This is a genomic window from Shewanella sp. BJSY2023SW005 (genome assembly GCF_047314585.1).
GTDB classification, from domain to species: Bacteria; Pseudomonadota; Gammaproteobacteria; order Enterobacterales; family Shewanellaceae; genus Shewanella; species Shewanella algae.
This window is the reverse complement of the sequence record NZ_JBKORJ010000063.1, coordinates 66058-80077: the sequence shown is the minus strand read 5'-3', so window position 1 is coordinate 80077 and position 14020 is coordinate 66058. Positions and strand designations below refer to the sequence as shown.

At 53.5% G+C, this 14020-nt stretch carries 16 protein-coding genes; 14 read left to right on the top strand and 2 right to left on the bottom strand.

Annotated features, from left to right (window positions below; all coding sequences use genetic code 11):
* Positions 1-65 precede the first annotated feature (65 nt).
* The 6 genes from ACMHXI_RS20190 to ACMHXI_RS20165 all read left to right on the top strand — a co-directional run bounded on the left by ACMHXI_RS20190 (position 66) and on the right by ACMHXI_RS20165 (position 4900).
* Positions 66-1877 (top strand): PhnD/SsuA/transferrin family substrate-binding protein, encoded by a 1812-nt coding sequence (locus ACMHXI_RS20190; protein ID WP_345862966.1) that lies wholly within the window; start codon positions 66-68, stop codon positions 1875-1877.
* 26 nt (positions 1878-1903) lie between these two features.
* A complete protein-coding gene (locus ACMHXI_RS20185) occupies positions 1904-2548 on the top strand; it encodes a response regulator transcription factor (protein WP_107352376.1) in 645 nt (214 codons plus the stop codon).
* Positions 2549-2680: 132 nt separating this feature from the next.
* Entirely contained in the window at positions 2681-3664 is a 984-nt protein-coding gene (gene dusA / locus ACMHXI_RS20180) for a tRNA-dihydrouridine(20/20a) synthase DusA (protein WP_413735942.1), read from the top strand.
* A gap of 243 nt (positions 3665-3907) precedes the next feature.
* The gene (locus ACMHXI_RS20175; RefSeq protein WP_025009352.1) at positions 3908-4207 is read left to right on the top strand and encodes a hypothetical protein; all 300 of its coding nucleotides are present in this window, start codon (positions 3908-3910) and stop codon (positions 4205-4207) included.
* Between the two features lie 127 nt (positions 4208-4334).
* Positions 4335-4529 (top strand): PspC domain-containing protein, encoded by a 195-nt coding sequence (locus ACMHXI_RS20170; protein WP_025009353.1) that lies wholly within the window; start codon positions 4335-4337, stop codon positions 4527-4529.
* Positions 4526-4900 carry a hypothetical protein gene (locus ACMHXI_RS20165; protein ID WP_129585965.1) on the top strand — a complete coding sequence of 125 codons (375 nt, stop codon included), beginning with the start codon at positions 4526-4528 and terminating at the stop codon, positions 4898-4900. Before ACMHXI_RS20170 ends, ACMHXI_RS20165 begins: the two co-directional genes overlap by 4 nt.
* A 62-nt stretch (positions 4901-4962) precedes the next feature.
* Here the strand turns inward: ACMHXI_RS20165 and ACMHXI_RS20160 are convergent, their stop codons facing one another.
* The gene (locus ACMHXI_RS20160) at positions 4963-5703 is read right to left on the bottom strand and encodes an enoyl-CoA hydratase (protein WP_219014398.1); all 741 of its coding nucleotides are present in this window, start codon (positions 5701-5703) and stop codon (positions 4963-4965) included.
* Between the two features lie 52 nt (positions 5704-5755).
* On the opposite strand from ACMHXI_RS20160, the gene ACMHXI_RS20155 reads away from it, so the two are divergent.
* The 3 genes from ACMHXI_RS20155 to ACMHXI_RS20145 are packed head-to-tail and all read left to right on the top strand — an operon-like array spanning position 5756 to position 7945.
* A complete protein-coding gene (locus ACMHXI_RS20155; RefSeq protein ID WP_071239108.1) occupies positions 5756-6220 on the top strand; it encodes a copper chaperone PCu(A)C in 465 nt (154 codons plus the stop codon).
* A gap of 12 nt (positions 6221-6232) precedes the next feature.
* Positions 6233-7204 carry a DUF2333 family protein gene (locus tag ACMHXI_RS20150; RefSeq protein ID WP_025009356.1) on the top strand — a complete coding sequence of 324 codons (972 nt, stop codon included), beginning with the start codon at positions 6233-6235 and terminating at the stop codon, positions 7202-7204.
* Between the two features lie 3 nt (positions 7205-7207).
* On the top strand, positions 7208-7945 hold the full coding sequence (locus tag ACMHXI_RS20145) for a TIGR04219 family outer membrane beta-barrel protein (RefSeq protein WP_025009357.1): 738 nt from the start codon (positions 7208-7210) through the stop codon (positions 7943-7945).
* A 68-nt stretch (positions 7946-8013) separates the two neighbouring features.
* Here the strand turns inward: ACMHXI_RS20145 and tolC are convergent, their stop codons facing one another.
* Entirely contained in the window at positions 8014-9330 is a 1317-nt protein-coding gene (gene tolC, locus ACMHXI_RS20140; protein WP_025009358.1) for an outer membrane channel protein TolC, read from the bottom strand.
* Positions 9331-9566: 236 nt separating this feature from the next.
* Here tolC and nudF point away from each other — a divergent pair, with 236 nt between their 5' ends.
* From nudF to parE, 5 genes are read left to right on the top strand one after another with little or no spacing between them, the layout of a single operon-like run.
* Positions 9567-10193 (top strand): ADP-ribose diphosphatase, encoded by a 627-nt coding sequence (nudF, locus tag ACMHXI_RS20135; RefSeq protein ID WP_028779681.1) that lies wholly within the window; start codon positions 9567-9569, stop codon positions 10191-10193.
* A complete protein-coding gene (locus ACMHXI_RS20130; protein ID WP_025009360.1) occupies positions 10174-10608 on the top strand; it encodes a DUF1249 domain-containing protein in 435 nt (144 codons plus the stop codon). Before nudF ends, ACMHXI_RS20130 begins: the two co-directional genes overlap by 20 nt.
* 15 nt (positions 10609-10623) lie before the next feature.
* Positions 10624-11463, top strand: a complete 840-nt coding sequence (gene cpdA / locus ACMHXI_RS20125; RefSeq protein WP_208223144.1) for a 3',5'-cyclic-AMP phosphodiesterase — start codon at positions 10624-10626, stop codon at positions 11461-11463.
* A gap of 35 nt (positions 11464-11498) precedes the next feature.
* Positions 11499-12074, top strand: coding sequence for a YqiA/YcfP family alpha/beta fold hydrolase (locus tag ACMHXI_RS20120; RefSeq protein WP_025886880.1), 576 nt, complete (start codon positions 11499-11501; stop codon positions 12072-12074).
* Between the two features lie 53 nt (positions 12075-12127).
* Positions 12128-14014, top strand: coding sequence for a DNA topoisomerase IV subunit B (gene parE / locus ACMHXI_RS20115; protein WP_025009362.1), 1887 nt, complete (start codon positions 12128-12130; stop codon positions 14012-14014).
* Positions 14015-14020 lie beyond the last annotated feature (6 nt).

The following is a 14020-nucleotide window of genomic DNA, read 5'->3' as shown; positions in this document are numbered from 1 at the left end:
GCAGACTGATGCTGACCCAGCCGCTTGTGGCCGCAAGATTTCCTAACCGGAGCTAAAACCAAGAGATGAGAACCCTGTATCTGCTGTGTTATCTGTTTGCGGCTGTACTGCTCGGCCATTGGCCGTCAGCTGCGGCAGCGACTGAGCCTTTGCCGCTATCAGGCCCAGCGATGACAACAGGAGCGCTGACCGATAAGGCGGTGGTGGATATAGGTGTGTTGGCTACCCGTGGCTACAGCGACAGCATCAACCGCTGGCAACCCACCATGAATTGGCTCGAGCAGCAGATCCCGGGATATTACTTTCGCCTGCACCCTTTGACGCTGGAGCAGCTGTCGCAGGCGGTGGCCGCCCAGGAGCTGGACTTTGTGATCACCAATCCGGGCCAATCTGTGCTGTTGGCGCGGCAATATTCCTTAAGCTGGCTGGCGACCCTCAAGAGCCGCCTCAATGCCGGTGAGCCGATGCAGGTGGGTTCGGCGCTGGTGGTAAGAAGCGAGTCCAGCCTGCAACATCTGCAAGATCTCAGGCACAAGCGCCTGGGGATAGTCTCGACCCAGGCCTTCGGCGGCTACCTGACCTTGGTGTATGAAGCGCGGCTCAAGCAGATAGACCTGCCAAGCTATGTGGCCGAGATCCAATCTTTGGGGTTTCCGCTGGATAATCTGCTCTATCGCCTGCGCGATGGCAGCATAGACGCCGCCGTGGTGCCAGTCTGCCAGTTGGAGCAGATGGCGGCGGAGGGGCTTATCGATGCCGGGCACTATCGGGTGCTGGATAACCAGGCGCCGGCAGGGTTTGCCTGCGAGGTGTCGACCCGCCTCTATCCCAACTGGTCCATGGCCAAGACCAGCCGTGCCGGCCAGGGGCTGGCCAAGCAATTGACCCTGGCCCTGTTGGCACTGCCGGAGGACAGTGAGGCGGCCAAAATGTCCGGCTCGCTGGGGTGGACCACGGCGGTTAGTCAACTGGCCATTGATAAGCTGCTCAAGGATCTGGACCTGCACCCATTGCAGGCGCCTTGGTGGCAAAGGGCGCTGCAGTGGCTCAAGGCCCACAGTCATTGGGGCTGGAGCTTGCTGGCGCTGCTGGTGCTGCTCAACGGTTATCACTTCTGGCTCGAATACAGTTTCAGCCGCCGCGGCCGGGAACTGGCCAAGGCCCAACGGCAACTGAGTGAAAACCTCAGTCTGCTGGAACATGCCCAGCGGGCGGCGGTGGCCGGTGAACTGGGCGCCAGCCTGGCCCATGAGCTGAACCAACCTTTGGCGGCCATAGGCAACTATTGCCACGGCGCCAGTGTCAGGCTGAAACAGGGGCAACTGGACAAGTTGCCCCTGGCACTGGAACAGATACAGGCGGAAGTGGGCCGCGCCCACGGTATCATTCAAAGGCTCAGGGGGCTTTTGAAAAAGCGCCCGCCGCAAAAACAGTTGCAGCCGTTCAGCCCCTTGCTGAGCGAGACGCTGACTCTGCTGGGGCATGAACTGGAGAAACAAGCGATCCGCGTCGATTGGCAGATTGTCGGCGAAGAAAGCCCCATGCAACTGGATACGGTCGCCATGCAGCAACTCTTGTTGAATCTGCTTAAGAATGCCATCGAAGCCTTGGCTGAAGAGCCTAAAGCCGAGCGAATTATTGCGCTGCGGCTGGATTATCAATCCCAGCCCGGCAAGCTCTTGCTGGAAGTGCAGGACAATGGCCCTGGGCTTAAACTGGACGGCAAGAGCCTGATGCAGGCCTTTACCAGTACCAAGACAGATGGCCTGGGGCTGGGGCTGGTGATCTGCCGCGAAATCGCCGAGAGCCATGGCGGCAGCATCAGTCTGCTGCAGCCGCCTGAGGGCGGTTGTCTGGTCACAGTGGTGCTGACTTAAACTCGTTTTGCCAAGGAGAAAGAAAAATGCCGGGACAATTTGCTGCCCAAAACAGTTCACCGACCGATGACAAGCGTCAGTCAGTCTATCTGGTGGATGACGATGATTCGGTGCGGCGTTCGTTGGGCTTTATGCTGGAAGGCTATGGTTTTGAGGTGCAGGCCTTTGAAGATGCAGAGCATTTTCTCAAGGCGCAGCTGTTGGATCTGCCCGGCTGCCTGATCCTCGATATGCGTATGCCTGGGCTCAGTGGGGCGCAGCTGCAGCAGCTGCTCAATGAGCGTAATAGCCCGCTGGCGGTGATCTTTCTCACCGGCCATGGCGACGTGCCGCTGGCGGTGGATGCGCTTAAATCCGGCGCGGTGGACTTTTTTCAAAAGCCCGCCGATGGTGCTCGCCTGGCCGAGGCGGTCACCAAGGCGCTGAGTCACTCTGCCGAAATCGCCAAACGCCGAAAGCTGCAAGGCATCTACCAGGCGCTGACTCCGAGAGAGAAAGAGATATTGCATCTCATCGCCAAGGGCTATAAGAACCAGCAGATAGCCGACGAACTCTGCATCGCCATGCGCACAGTGGAGATCCACAGATCCAACCTGATGAAGGGCATGCAGGTGAGCTCGCTGGCTGAAATGTTGTTGATTTATGCCGGGATAGAGACAGAGTTTGATTAACTCGGGTCAAAAGTCTTCGGCGGCAACAGAATGACCTTTGATTCGGGTTTATGAGTGGGATTTATCTGCAGCTGTCGTTTTATGGCCGCAGAGGGTAAAATAGCGGCCCATTTTTGCGTACCGGATCCGTTAATGCCAAGCCCTATCGATGCCAACCGCCGTTTTTCCATTGCCCCCATGCTTGATTGGACAGACCGCCACTATCGTTACTTTGCCCGGCTGATGTCGAGTCAGACGCTGCTCTACACTGAGATGGTGACTACAGGCGCGATACTGCATGGCAAGGGCGATTATCTGGCTTATAACCAGGAAGAGCACCCGCTGGCATTGCAACTGGGTGGCTCCAATGTTGAGGATCTGGCGCGCTGCGCCGAAATCGCCTGGCAAAGGGGGTATGACGAAGTTAACCTCAATGTGGGATGCCCATCGGATAGAGTACAGAACGGCCGCTTTGGTGCTTGTTTGATGGAAGAGCCCGAGCTGGTGGCCCATTGCGTCGAAGCCATGCGCCAGAAGGTGGATATCCCGGTGACGGTCAAGACCCGTATCGGCATAGACGACAAAGATTCCTACGAATTTCTTTGTGACTTTATTACCAAGGTGAGTGCTGCCGGCTGCGATACTTTCATCATCCATGCTCGCAAGGCCTGGTTGCAGGGGCTTAGTCCCAAGGAAAACCGTGAGATCCCGCCATTGGATTATCCCCGGGTGTATCAATTGAAGCAGGATTTTCCCGGCCTGCATATCAGCATCAACGGTGGTATCAAGAGCTTTGAAGAGATGCATGCCCATCTGTCCCAGTTGGATGGGGTGATGGTGGGGCGAGAAGCCTACCAAAATCCCTATCTGTTGGCCGAGGTGGATCAGAAGATCTTTGGCCTCGATAGCCAGGTTATGAGTCGCGATCAGGTGGTGGATGCCATGCTGCCCTATGTGGAAGCTCATCTGCAGTCGGGTGGCCGCTTGAATCATATCAGCAGACACATGACAGGCCTGTATCAGGGGATCCCTGGTTCTCGCAGCTGGCGCCGTCATTTGAGCGAGAATGCCCACAAGCCGGGGGCTGGCATCGAAGTGCTGCTTAAGGCTCGTGAAATGATGCACAGCGGAGTTTGACCTTGCTGTAATACCCGAGTGGTGAAAATCGCTATGGTGATAGTGCTTTTTACCAATAGATAGAAAATTGCTGTATTTTTGTGCTGTTACGGTCAGTCATTCTGTGTTAATGATTGACCGTTTTTATTTTTTATTTCATTTAATATCATATCTTTAATGGAAATTTTTCCCAGTTGGCACGCCCTTTGAATTAGTCATCTTGACCGCTGACCCGTTCAGCTTAACCAGAAAGGGATGACAAGCATGAAAACTTCCAACCTGACTATTAAATCTTTGCTTCTTGGCGTTGTTTTGGCTTCAGCCAGTGTTTCAGCCCAGGCCGATGTACTGCCTACTCAACCTATCCTCAGTGCTGTTGAACAGAACCTGAGTCAACAGGCCCAGACCATGTTGCTCAGTGCCAAGCGTGAAATGCTGGCCTCCCTGCAACAGGAACTGGAGCGTAGCGTGGCCCAACTGAGCGACGAGATGACTCAAGAAACCCTGAGTCAGATCACCGAATTACCCGTGGAGACCAGTGTTCTGACCCAAGCCAACGATTGAGGTGCCTATGTGGATAAATAGCACCTTGGCACTACTGATGTTTCTGCCGTTGCTTGGCTACACCCTGGTGGCGTTGTTAGCCTGCAGTGCCCGGCAGATACAGTTAACGAGATAATCGGAGTCAGTTATGTTTGATTTGGAACGTACACTCAAGGGAAATTCTTCCATCGTCTGTGGCCTATGTCGCGATATGGCCGAGCGTTTTGGCTGGTCGGTATTCTGGACACGAATTGTTGCCGCAGTCATCACTCTGATGCACCCATTGCTCGGGTTGACGGCTTACTTTGCCCTGGCACTGTTGTGGCCCAAGTGGGTGAAATGAGTATGTATAACAAGAGTCGAAACAAGCACAGAAGATATAGGTTGCTGTCTCAGTTACTGGTATGGAGCATAGTCGGCGCGCTGATCCTTATGGTCTCTCTGCTCAGCCGCGAGTTTATGTCAGTGGGGATTTGGGGTAGCCCGTTTTTATGGCTGGATGCCGAGAACTGGAGCTGGGTGTTGACCCTGATAACCGCGATGCTGGCATTGGTGTGGGCCGCAATGACTTTCAGTGTGTTGGCGGTGGTGTGTGTACTTTGTGTTGCTGCGGCATTACTGATGTTTATCAGCGGCTTTGCAATGATTTGGCCCGTGCTGGTTTTGGCATTGGCAGTATGGGGAATAGGCAAGTCCAGTCAATGGCAGGAGTAGTGTTGCTGCGACTGGCTTGGTGTCAGCCCAGCCTCAGCAACATTGGATTCAGCCTCGATGATTTAACCTTTGTTGAGAAACTGGCGGAAAACCGCTTTGGCTTCATCGCTCTGCAGACGCTGGCCGAAGAGTTCCAACTCCTGATGCATCTGGTGTTGTACCCGGCTCTTGTGTGGCCGCATAAGTTGTCTGGTGAGTTGCAGCGCCTGAGGTGGCTTGGAAGCCAGGGCTTTGGCCTTTTCCAGCGCATAAGGGAAGAGTTCTGCCGGACTCAACATGTGGTTGATGAGTTTGAGATCCAGCGCCGTTTCGGCATCGAAACTCTCACCCAGCAACAGCAGCTCAGAGGCCTTTTGATAGCCGACCAATTCAGGCAGTAGCATGCTGGAGCCGGCTTCAGGCACCAGTGCCAGGTCGATAAAGGGCAAGCGGAACTGGGCTGTGTTATCGGCATAGACAAGGTCACAATGCAGCAGCAGCGTGGTACCGATTCCGACAGCGGCTCCGCTGACAGCGGCGACCAAGGGCTTTTTCAGCTCCAGCAGGCAAAAGAGAAATCGCACTGCAGGGTGGTTGGGGCCCAGATCCGGCTGCTTGAGAAAATCCGCCACATCATTGCCTGAAGTAAAGCAGTTTTCACTGCCTGTCAGCAGAAAGGCACGGATCTCGTTGTCCGCTTCCCCCTGGATCAGGTATTCTGTAAGCTGCTTATACATATCGAGATCGAGGGCGTTACGTTTATCCGGACGGTTAAAACGTATGATGCGTACACCCTGCTCATCCTGAACCTGAATCGTGCTCATTCGTTGTTTCCTTTGCTGACGAAATGGGTTTTACATGGAGTTTAAGACATAGATGGCGATATTCAAACAACTGTTTAAAGTTATCTTGCTGGCCGGCATCAGTGCCAGCGCCTTCGCCTCGAACATAATGCTCGAACAAGGATATATCCGGGCCATGCCCGCTTCTGTTCCCAATACGGCGGCGTATCTGACACTCAGCAACCATGGCGCGGCGACTGAGCTGGTTTCTGCCAGCACCCCAGTGGCCCGTGAAGCCATGCTGCATACCCTGATTGAGGAAGATGGCCTGGTTAAAATGCGCCATGTGGCGGCTTTCCCGCTGCCTGAGCATGGCCAGTTGACGCTGCAAAGCAGCGGCGATCACATCATGATCATGGGGCTCAAGGCACCGTTAGAGCTGGGGCAAAAAGTGCCTATGACACTGAGTTTTGCCAATGGTGAAACCCTCAATATCGAACTCGAAGTAAAATCCCCCAATGATGCTCCTGCAGCCCAAGAGCATCATCACCATCATTAAGGAGAACCCGGGATGCAAATGACATGGAAAAAAGGTGTCGGTGCTGCGGTCATAGTGTTCGTTATCGCATACGGCATCAGTGTTTGGTGGAGTATTGAACCCGAAGTGTTGACGCCCAAGGTGATGACATCGGAAAAGGGCGAGAAAATCACAGGTTATGCCACTACCAGCGCCTTGATCGAAACCATGGAGACCTTGCTGGATAAGCAAGGAGGCTGGTTGTCCAACGACATGATGCCGCCTTCTGTGATGATGGACAACATGCCGGCGTTTGAATTCGGGGCCCTGGAACAGGTGCGGGATCTCGCCTTGATCATGCGTAAAGAGTTCAGCCGCTCCCAGTCTCAGTCCACCGCTGACAAAGATCTGCTGGAAGCACACTCCAAGCTGAATATTGAGCATACCAGTTGGCTGGTGCCCAGTGCCGAGAGTGAGTATCGCGATGCCATCAAGCTATTGAAGGTTTACCGGGCGCGGATGATGGATCCCAATAACCCGGATGCCCAGTTTTATGCCCGCGCCGACAATCTCAATGAGTGGTTGAAAGAGGTGCAGAAGCGCTTGGGCAGCATGTCACAGCGTCTGGCCGCCAGTGTTGGTCAGGAGAGGCTGAATACCGATCTGGCCGGTGACAGTGCCGCGCGTCAGTCGACCCCCAACCTGGCGAGCCAGCAGATTAAGACCAGCTGGTGGCAAATAGACGATGTCTTCTATGAATCCAGAGGCTCTGCCTGGGCCTTGCTAAATTTCATGAAGGCCGTAGAGGTCGATTTTGCTGACGTACTGAAGAAAAAGAATGCCGAAGTGAGTCTCAAACAGATCATCCGTGAACTGGAAGCGACTCAGCAAACAGTCTGGAGCCCAATGATCCTCAATGGTTCCGGATTCGGTTTGGTGGCCAACCATTCCTTGGTGATGGCCAACTATGTGTCCCGCGCCAATGCCGCGGTGATTGATTTAACCAACTTGCTTTCACAGGGTTAATTTATGAAAAAGACTTTATTGGCGACAGCCTTGCTGGCTTCTTTGATGGCGACCTCCGCCCAGGCAGCAACAGTCGTAGGCTTTAAGGTAGGCGCCGATTACTGGAAAGGAGATGCCAGCGGTACTTTCGCCGAGAAAGGCCAGCCGCAGCAGGAGTTCAACTATGACTCTTCCGCCCAGTACAGCCTTTGGTTCAGCGTTGAGCACCCTGTGCCACTGCTGCCCAACCTGAAGATCCGCGAAAACCGCCTGAAAGAAGATGGCGCTATGAGCAATGCCAACTTCAGTTTCAACGGCCACACCTTCAGCGGTGATGTGTATGCTACGGCCGACCTGAGCAACACAGACTTTATCCTTTACTATGAGCTACTGGACAATGATCTGGTTTCTCTGGATGTGGGTGGGGCCTACAAGTTGATGGATGGTTCTTTCCGGGTGGCAGACAAGGGGCATCCTGAGCAGCGTGATATCGACAGCGGTGTGGTCATGGGGTATGCCAATGCCGAGGTTGGCCTGCCTTTCTTCGGCTTGTACGCCTTTGCCGATGTGTTGGCCGGTATCAATGAATCCAGTGTCTATGACTACCAAGTAGGTCTGGGCTGGGAGTTTGATGGCGTGGCGCTGGATACCCGGGTGCGTGCCGGCTACCGCGACTTTAAATTTGACGTGAACGGCTTCAACGGCATGAGCAGTAATATGCAGTTTGACGGCTTCTTTGCCGGTGTTGAACTGGTGTTCTAATTCCGTTTCAGTCGATTAGCCACAAAAAAACCGCCAGTTGGCGGTTTTTTTATTGGTTAAGCTTCAGCTTACTGCTGTGCAGGAGCTGTCAGGCCGTTGTTGATGGAGATGACATCATCTTCATTCAGGGTGCCTGTGGCTTGTTTCAGCGCCAATATCGACTTGATATAGCCGTAACGGGCGTTGGACAGCTGACGCTTGGAATCATACAGATCCCGGGTACGGTTCAGCACGTCAACTATGGTACGGGTACCCACTTCAAAACCGGCTTGAGTGGCTTTCAATGCACTTTCGGAAGAGAGCACTGATTGCTCATAGGCCTTGATGGAGCTGATAGAAGCGCCAACGTTGTTGAAGTTGTTGCGAACATTTTTGACTACCTGGCGGTAAGTCTGTTCCAGCTTCTGGCTGGCTTCAACATAGGCGTATTGCGCCTGTTTCACCTGAGAGCTGACCTTGAAACCTTCAAAGATAGGTACACTGAGGTTAACCCCAACGGTACCGTTATCGAAGTCAGGTTGGCTCTGGCTGCCGATTTCCTGCTCCAAGCCTTTGGTATAACCGGCGCTCAGGCTCAGAGACGGCATATGGCCGGCCTTATAGAGGCTGATGGTTTCCTGGGCGATATCTTTACCGATACGCTGGGTCAGCAGGTCGACACTGTTGGTCTCGGCCATCTTAAGCCAATCGCCTGGCACTGCCGGGGTTGGGCTGGCCGCAGAGAAGCGGTTGGTATCCAGAATGTCGATGCTCTTGTGATCTATACCTGTGATTTCACGCAGGGCTTCATAGCTGTTGATCAACTGATTCTCTGCCAAAATTTCATCGGCGGTCGCCAGATCATACTGAGCCTGAGCTTCATGAACATCGGTAATGGCTGTCAGACCAACGGCAAAGCGCTGCTTGGTTTGTTCCAACTGACGCTCGATGGCACGCTTCTCGGCGCCTTTGAACTCGTAGTTGTCCTTGGCGGCCAACACGTCAAAGTAAGCGGTTGTTACTCGGGTGATCAGTGTCTGCAGGGCAGAGGCGTAGACGGCATCGGCCTGTGATGCAGCTTTTTCCGCCAGGCTCAAACCGACCCAGGCAGAATGATCATAGATGACCTGGTTAAGTTTAATCGCACCTGTCAGGCCGCTGGTGTCGGCACTGGGATCGTTCCAGGCTTTGTCATAACCGACATTGGCACTGATGGTTGGCAGCAGTGGTGCGCGATTCTCTTCAATTTTCTCATACAACTGGTCTCTTTGGGCCTTGGCCTGGAGTACCACTGGATCATTGGTTAATGCCTGCTGATATATCTGAAGTAAATCGTCGGCTTGAACGGCCGGGGCAGAAACTGCGAGCGTTAACGCCGCGCATAAAGTGCGGATCTTGAATTTCATTGGCTGTCCTTATAGACAAACACCCTGTGACGGGCGGTTTCAACTTCGTTAGACTGTTAATGCCTTTGATAAAGGCGGTTTGCGCTTCCCGACGCTTCCCGATACAGCAAAACTTAATGGTTTTGATACTAAAAAATCAACCGTTTTCAAGTCAATTCGGAAGTGTAACAGATTTTATTGGCAAATGGTGCCGGGTGGTTTGAAATTGCACCTTTTATAGCTAAAGCGGAGTGAAAATGGCAGCAGAAAAATTCACCAAAGAGGATGTTCAGGTGCTGGGGCAGCGCACGCTATACCGTGGGTTTTTCCGTATGGAGGAATACCGTTTCCGTCATCGGCTGTTTGCCGGTGGCTGGAGCGATGAAGTGACTCGTGAGGTGTTTGAGCGCGGCCATGCCGTGGTGGTTTTACCCTATGATCCGCGAGAAGACAAAGTGGTGTTGATTGAGCAGGTGCGGTTTCCTGCGCTGGAAACCAGTGAATCTCCTTGGCTGCTGGAGTTGGTGGCGGGTATGATCGCCCCAGGCGAAGTGGCCGATGAGGTGGCCAAACGGGAACTTTTGGAAGAAACCGGACTCAATGCCAGTGCAATTTCGGCCGTAAGCAGCTATCTTTCCAGCCCCGGAGGTTGCAGTGAACGCTTCTTCTTTTACTGGGCGGCGGTGGATTCATCCAAGGCCAAAGGGCTGCATGGCTTGGCCGAAGAACATGAAGACATTAGGTTGCATGTGCTTTCCCGCAGTGATGCTTATGCCAAGGTGCTTAGTGGCGAAATCGACAATGCTTCGACCGTGCTCGGACTGCAATGGTTGCAGCTTAACTATCAAAGTTTAATCCAGGCCAATGAACAAGAAAGACAGTGACAAGAAATACCAGCCGGATGTCAGCCGCTTTTTAGCCCTGTGTGGCCGCAACTATGGCCATATTCAGCGCTGGTTGCCGGAGCAAGGTGAAGTGGGTGAAAGCTGGCAGGTAGAAGGGGATTTCGGCTGCCTGGATGTCGAGTTGCTGGAAAATACCCGCTATACCCAGTTGGTCAGTATTTCCCGCCATGTAGGGAAGGGCGGATTGATACCTGCCCCCAAGGTCACTGTGCGGATTTATCATGATGCTAAATTAGCAGAAGTGTTAAGCAGCCGACAGATTTACCAATTGCGGCCAGTGTATGATTATCCGAACTTACGCATGTACCACCGCGATGAAAAGTACCAGGTAAACGCCTTCCTGGAGGAGTTATTGAAAATAGACTGTCAGGCGCGCCTCGTTTGTCAGTCCTGAGATTGGGTAATCAAAGTGCTGAAAGAGGCAATCACATACAGTATTCCTGAGGACAAGAGTGTTCGTTTGGTGCAGATCACAGATCCTCACCTGTTTGCCGATCCCGAAGGACAGCTTCTTGGCGTCAATACTGCCAACAGTCTCAATGCCGTTATCAATACCATCCAGGCGGTCAAGTATCCCGCCGACATGCTGCTGGCCAGTGGTGACATTAGCCAGGATTACTCCGGTGAGTCCTACCGCAACTTTGTCGAAGCCATCCAACCGCTGAATCTGCCCTGTCATTATCTGCCGGGCAATCATGATGACCCCAGGATCATGTATCTGCATATGCAGGGTGAGCGTGTCTATGGTCACAGACGGGTATTGGCCGGGAATTGGCAGATTATCTTGCTGGACTCCACAGTGCGGGGAAAGCCCGGTGGCCATATGGCCGAAAGCGAAATTGAGATCATTCGCAGTGCCATAGCCGCTGAACCGGACAAACATGTGCTGCTGGTAATGCATCATAATCCTGTGCTGGTGGACTGCACTTGGCTGGATCAGCACTGTATGGATAATGGCGCCCATTTCCTCAAAGAGATGGGGCGTTATCCTCAGGTCAAGGGCATGCTCTGGGGCCATGTTCATCAGCAATTGGATACAGAATATCAGGGTGAAACCCACAAGTTATCTCTGATGGCGACACCATCGACCTGTATTCAATTTAAACCCTTGTCTTCCTATTTTGCGCTGGATGCACTGCAGCCTGGCTACCGTTTGCTGGAGCTCAAGCCCGATGGTAGCATGCTCACCAATGTTTATCGGATCCCGGGCGAGCGCTTCGCACCGGATGCTGAGGCCAGCGGCTACTGAATTTGCTTTGGAGCAGTGGCCCCTTGTGAGGAACTATGCTGCTCTACATTCACGGTTTCAACAGTTCTCCCTTGTCTGACAAGGCCGTGCTTACCCGCACCTATATTGAACAACACTTTCCAAGTGTGCGACTGGAGCAGCCACAGCTACCCACTTCGCCCAAGACGGCAATGGAACTGTTGATTCAGTTGACCGAAGCGGCCAAAGCCAAGGGCGAGCCACTGGCGTTTATCGGTTCATCCCTCGGCGGGTATTTTGCCTCTTGGCTGGCGGAGCGCTATGGCGGCAAGGCGGTATTGGTCAACCCGGCGGTGCGTCCCTTTGAGTTATTCAGCGACTATTTGGGGCCGCAATACAACCCTTATACCGACGAACATTACCAATTATTGCCACAACATCAGCAGCAGCTGATTGAATTTGATACGCCGGTCATTCTCAATCCGGATCGTTTTTTTGTATTATTACAGACTGCCGATGAGGTGCTGGATTATCGCCAGGCCCTGGGCAAATATCACTGCTGTGAGATGCTGCTGGAAAGCGGTGGAAACCATAGTTTTGTGGGTTACGGCGACAAGCTGGACGCAGTCTGCCGTTTTTTACACTTATCTTGACAATCAGATCCTCGCGGCCCACCATGGCCTGAACATAAAAGACAGTGTGCGCTATGACCAATCAATACACCTCCGATGCCATTGAAGTACTGAACGGACTGGATCCGGTAAAACGCCGTCCCGGCATGTATACCGATACCACCCGACCCAACCACCTGGGTCAGGAAGTCATAGATAACAGTGTCGATGAGGCTTTGGCAGGGTTTGCAACCCGAATCGATGTGGTGTTACACACAGACAACTCGCTGGAAGTCACAGACGATGGCCGTGGTATGCCGGTGGATATTCACCCGGAGGAGGGGATCCCAGGGGTCGAGCTGATCCTGACCAAACTGCATGCCGGTGGTAAGTTTTCCAACAAAAACTATCAGTTTTCCGGTGGTTTGCATGGGGTGGGGATCTCTGTGGTCAACGCCCTCTCCAAAAGGGTTGAGATCACGGTTCGCCGCGATGCCAAAGTGTATGAAATGGCCTTTGAGCATGGCGACAAGGCCGAGAGCCTCAGGGAAACCGGTACCTGCGGGCGCCGCAATACCGGCACCCGGGTGCAGTTTTGGCCCGACCCCAGCTATTTTGACTCACCGAACTTTTCGGTCACCAAGCTGACTTATCTATTGCGGGCCAAGGCGGTACTCTGTCCTGGGCTCAGAATTCGTTTCGCCAACAAACAAAACGGTGAGGTTCATGAGTGGTTTTATGAAGAGGGCCTGACCGATTATCTGAAAGACTCCCTCAAAGAAGCCCCGGCGCTGCCACAGGAGCCTTTTGTCGGCAGTATCAAGACCAATCTGGAAGCCGCAGACTGGGCCATTACCTGGCTGCCTGAGGGCGGCGACAGTATCAGCGAAAGCTATGTCAACCTGATCCCAACGCCGCTTGGTGGTACCCATGTGAACGGTTTCCGTCAGGGACTGCTCGAGTCGATGCGTGAGTTCTGTGAGTTTCGTAACCTGATCCCAAGGGGAATTAAGCTTAGCCCGGAAGATATCTGGGACAAGGCCAGTTTTATTCTGTCGGTGAAGATGCAAGATCCGCAATTTGCCGGCCAGACCAAGGAGAAACTCTCCAGCCGCCAGTGTTCTGCGTTTGTGTCGGGTGTGGTGCGTGATGCCTTCAGCCTCTGGCTCAACAGCAACACAGATCAAGCCGAACTGCTGGCCGAGATGTGCATCAACAACGCCCAGAAGCGCCTCAAGGCGGCTAAGAAAGTCGCCCGTAAGAAGGTCACTTCAGGCCCGGCGCTGCCAGGTAAACTGACCGACTGCACAGGTCAGGATCCGGCGCGTTCCGAGCTGTTTCTGGTGGAAGGGGACTCGGCCGGTGGCAGTGCCAAACAGGCCAGGGACAGAGAGTTTCAGGCGATCATGCCGCTGCGGGGCAAAATTCTCAACACCTGGGAAGTGGAAGCGAGCCAAGTGCTGGCCTCTCAGGAAGTGCACGACATTTCAGTGGCCATAGGCTGCGATCCCGATAGCGACGATATCTCTGAACTCAGATACGGCAAGATCTGTATTCTCGCCGATGCCGACTCGGATGGTTTGCACATAGCAACCTTGCTGTGCGCGCTGTTTTTGAAACATTATCGCACTCTGGTTGAAAAGGGGCATGTGTATATCGCTATGCCGCCACTGTTCCGTATCGATATCGGCAAAGAAGTGTTTTACGCTTTGGATGAGCCTGAAAAGCAAGGCATTCTTGACAGAATTGCCGCCGACAACAAGAAAGGAAAAGTGCAGGTCACCCGCTTTAAAGGTCTGGGTGAGATGAATCCACTGCAACTGAGGGAAACGACCATGGATCCCAACACCCGTAGATTGGTACAACTGACCATAGACGATGTCGACGAGACCGTGGCATTGATGGACATGTTGCTGGCCAAGAAGCGCTCAGGTGATCGTAAGTCGTGGCTGGAAACCAAGGGAGACCTTGCTCAGCTGTAATCGCCC

What these genes read in the sequence shown, in the direction of transcription:
- ACMHXI_RS20190 (WP_345862966.1), top strand. Translation starts at nt 66, where the DNA reads ATGAGAACCCTGTATCTGCTGTGTTATCTGTTTGCGGCTGTACTGCTC.
- ACMHXI_RS20185 (WP_107352376.1), top strand. Translation starts at nt 1,904, where the DNA reads ATGCCGGGACAATTTGCTGCCCAAAACAGTTCACCGACCGATGACAAG.
- dusA (WP_413735942.1), top strand. Translation starts at nt 2,681, where the DNA reads ATGCCAAGCCCTATCGATGCCAACCGCCGTTTTTCCATTGCCCCCATG.
- ACMHXI_RS20175 (WP_025009352.1), top strand. Translation starts at nt 3,908, where the DNA reads ATGAAAACTTCCAACCTGACTATTAAATCTTTGCTTCTTGGCGTTGTT.
- ACMHXI_RS20170 (WP_025009353.1), top strand. Translation starts at nt 4,335, where the DNA reads ATGTTTGATTTGGAACGTACACTCAAGGGAAATTCTTCCATCGTCTGT.
- ACMHXI_RS20165 (WP_129585965.1), top strand. Translation starts at nt 4,526, where the DNA reads ATGAGTATGTATAACAAGAGTCGAAACAAGCACAGAAGATATAGGTTG.
- ACMHXI_RS20160 (WP_219014398.1), bottom strand. Translation starts at nt 5,703, where the DNA reads ATGAGCACGATTCAGGTTCAGGATGAGCAGGGTGTACGCATCATACGT.
- ACMHXI_RS20155 (WP_071239108.1), top strand. Translation starts at nt 5,756, where the DNA reads ATGGCGATATTCAAACAACTGTTTAAAGTTATCTTGCTGGCCGGCATC.
- ACMHXI_RS20150 (WP_025009356.1), top strand. Translation starts at nt 6,233, where the DNA reads ATGCAAATGACATGGAAAAAAGGTGTCGGTGCTGCGGTCATAGTGTTC.
- ACMHXI_RS20145 (WP_025009357.1), top strand. Translation starts at nt 7,208, where the DNA reads ATGAAAAAGACTTTATTGGCGACAGCCTTGCTGGCTTCTTTGATGGCG.
- tolC (WP_025009358.1), bottom strand. Translation starts at nt 9,330, where the DNA reads ATGAAATTCAAGATCCGCACTTTATGCGCGGCGTTAACGCTCGCAGTT.
- nudF (WP_028779681.1), top strand. Translation starts at nt 9,567, where the DNA reads ATGGCAGCAGAAAAATTCACCAAAGAGGATGTTCAGGTGCTGGGGCAG.
- ACMHXI_RS20130 (WP_025009360.1), top strand. Translation starts at nt 10,174, where the DNA reads ATGAACAAGAAAGACAGTGACAAGAAATACCAGCCGGATGTCAGCCGC.
- ACMHXI_RS20120 (WP_025886880.1), top strand. Translation starts at nt 11,499, where the DNA reads ATGCTGCTCTACATTCACGGTTTCAACAGTTCTCCCTTGTCTGACAAG.
- parE (WP_025009362.1), top strand. Translation starts at nt 12,128, where the DNA reads ATGACCAATCAATACACCTCCGATGCCATTGAAGTACTGAACGGACTG.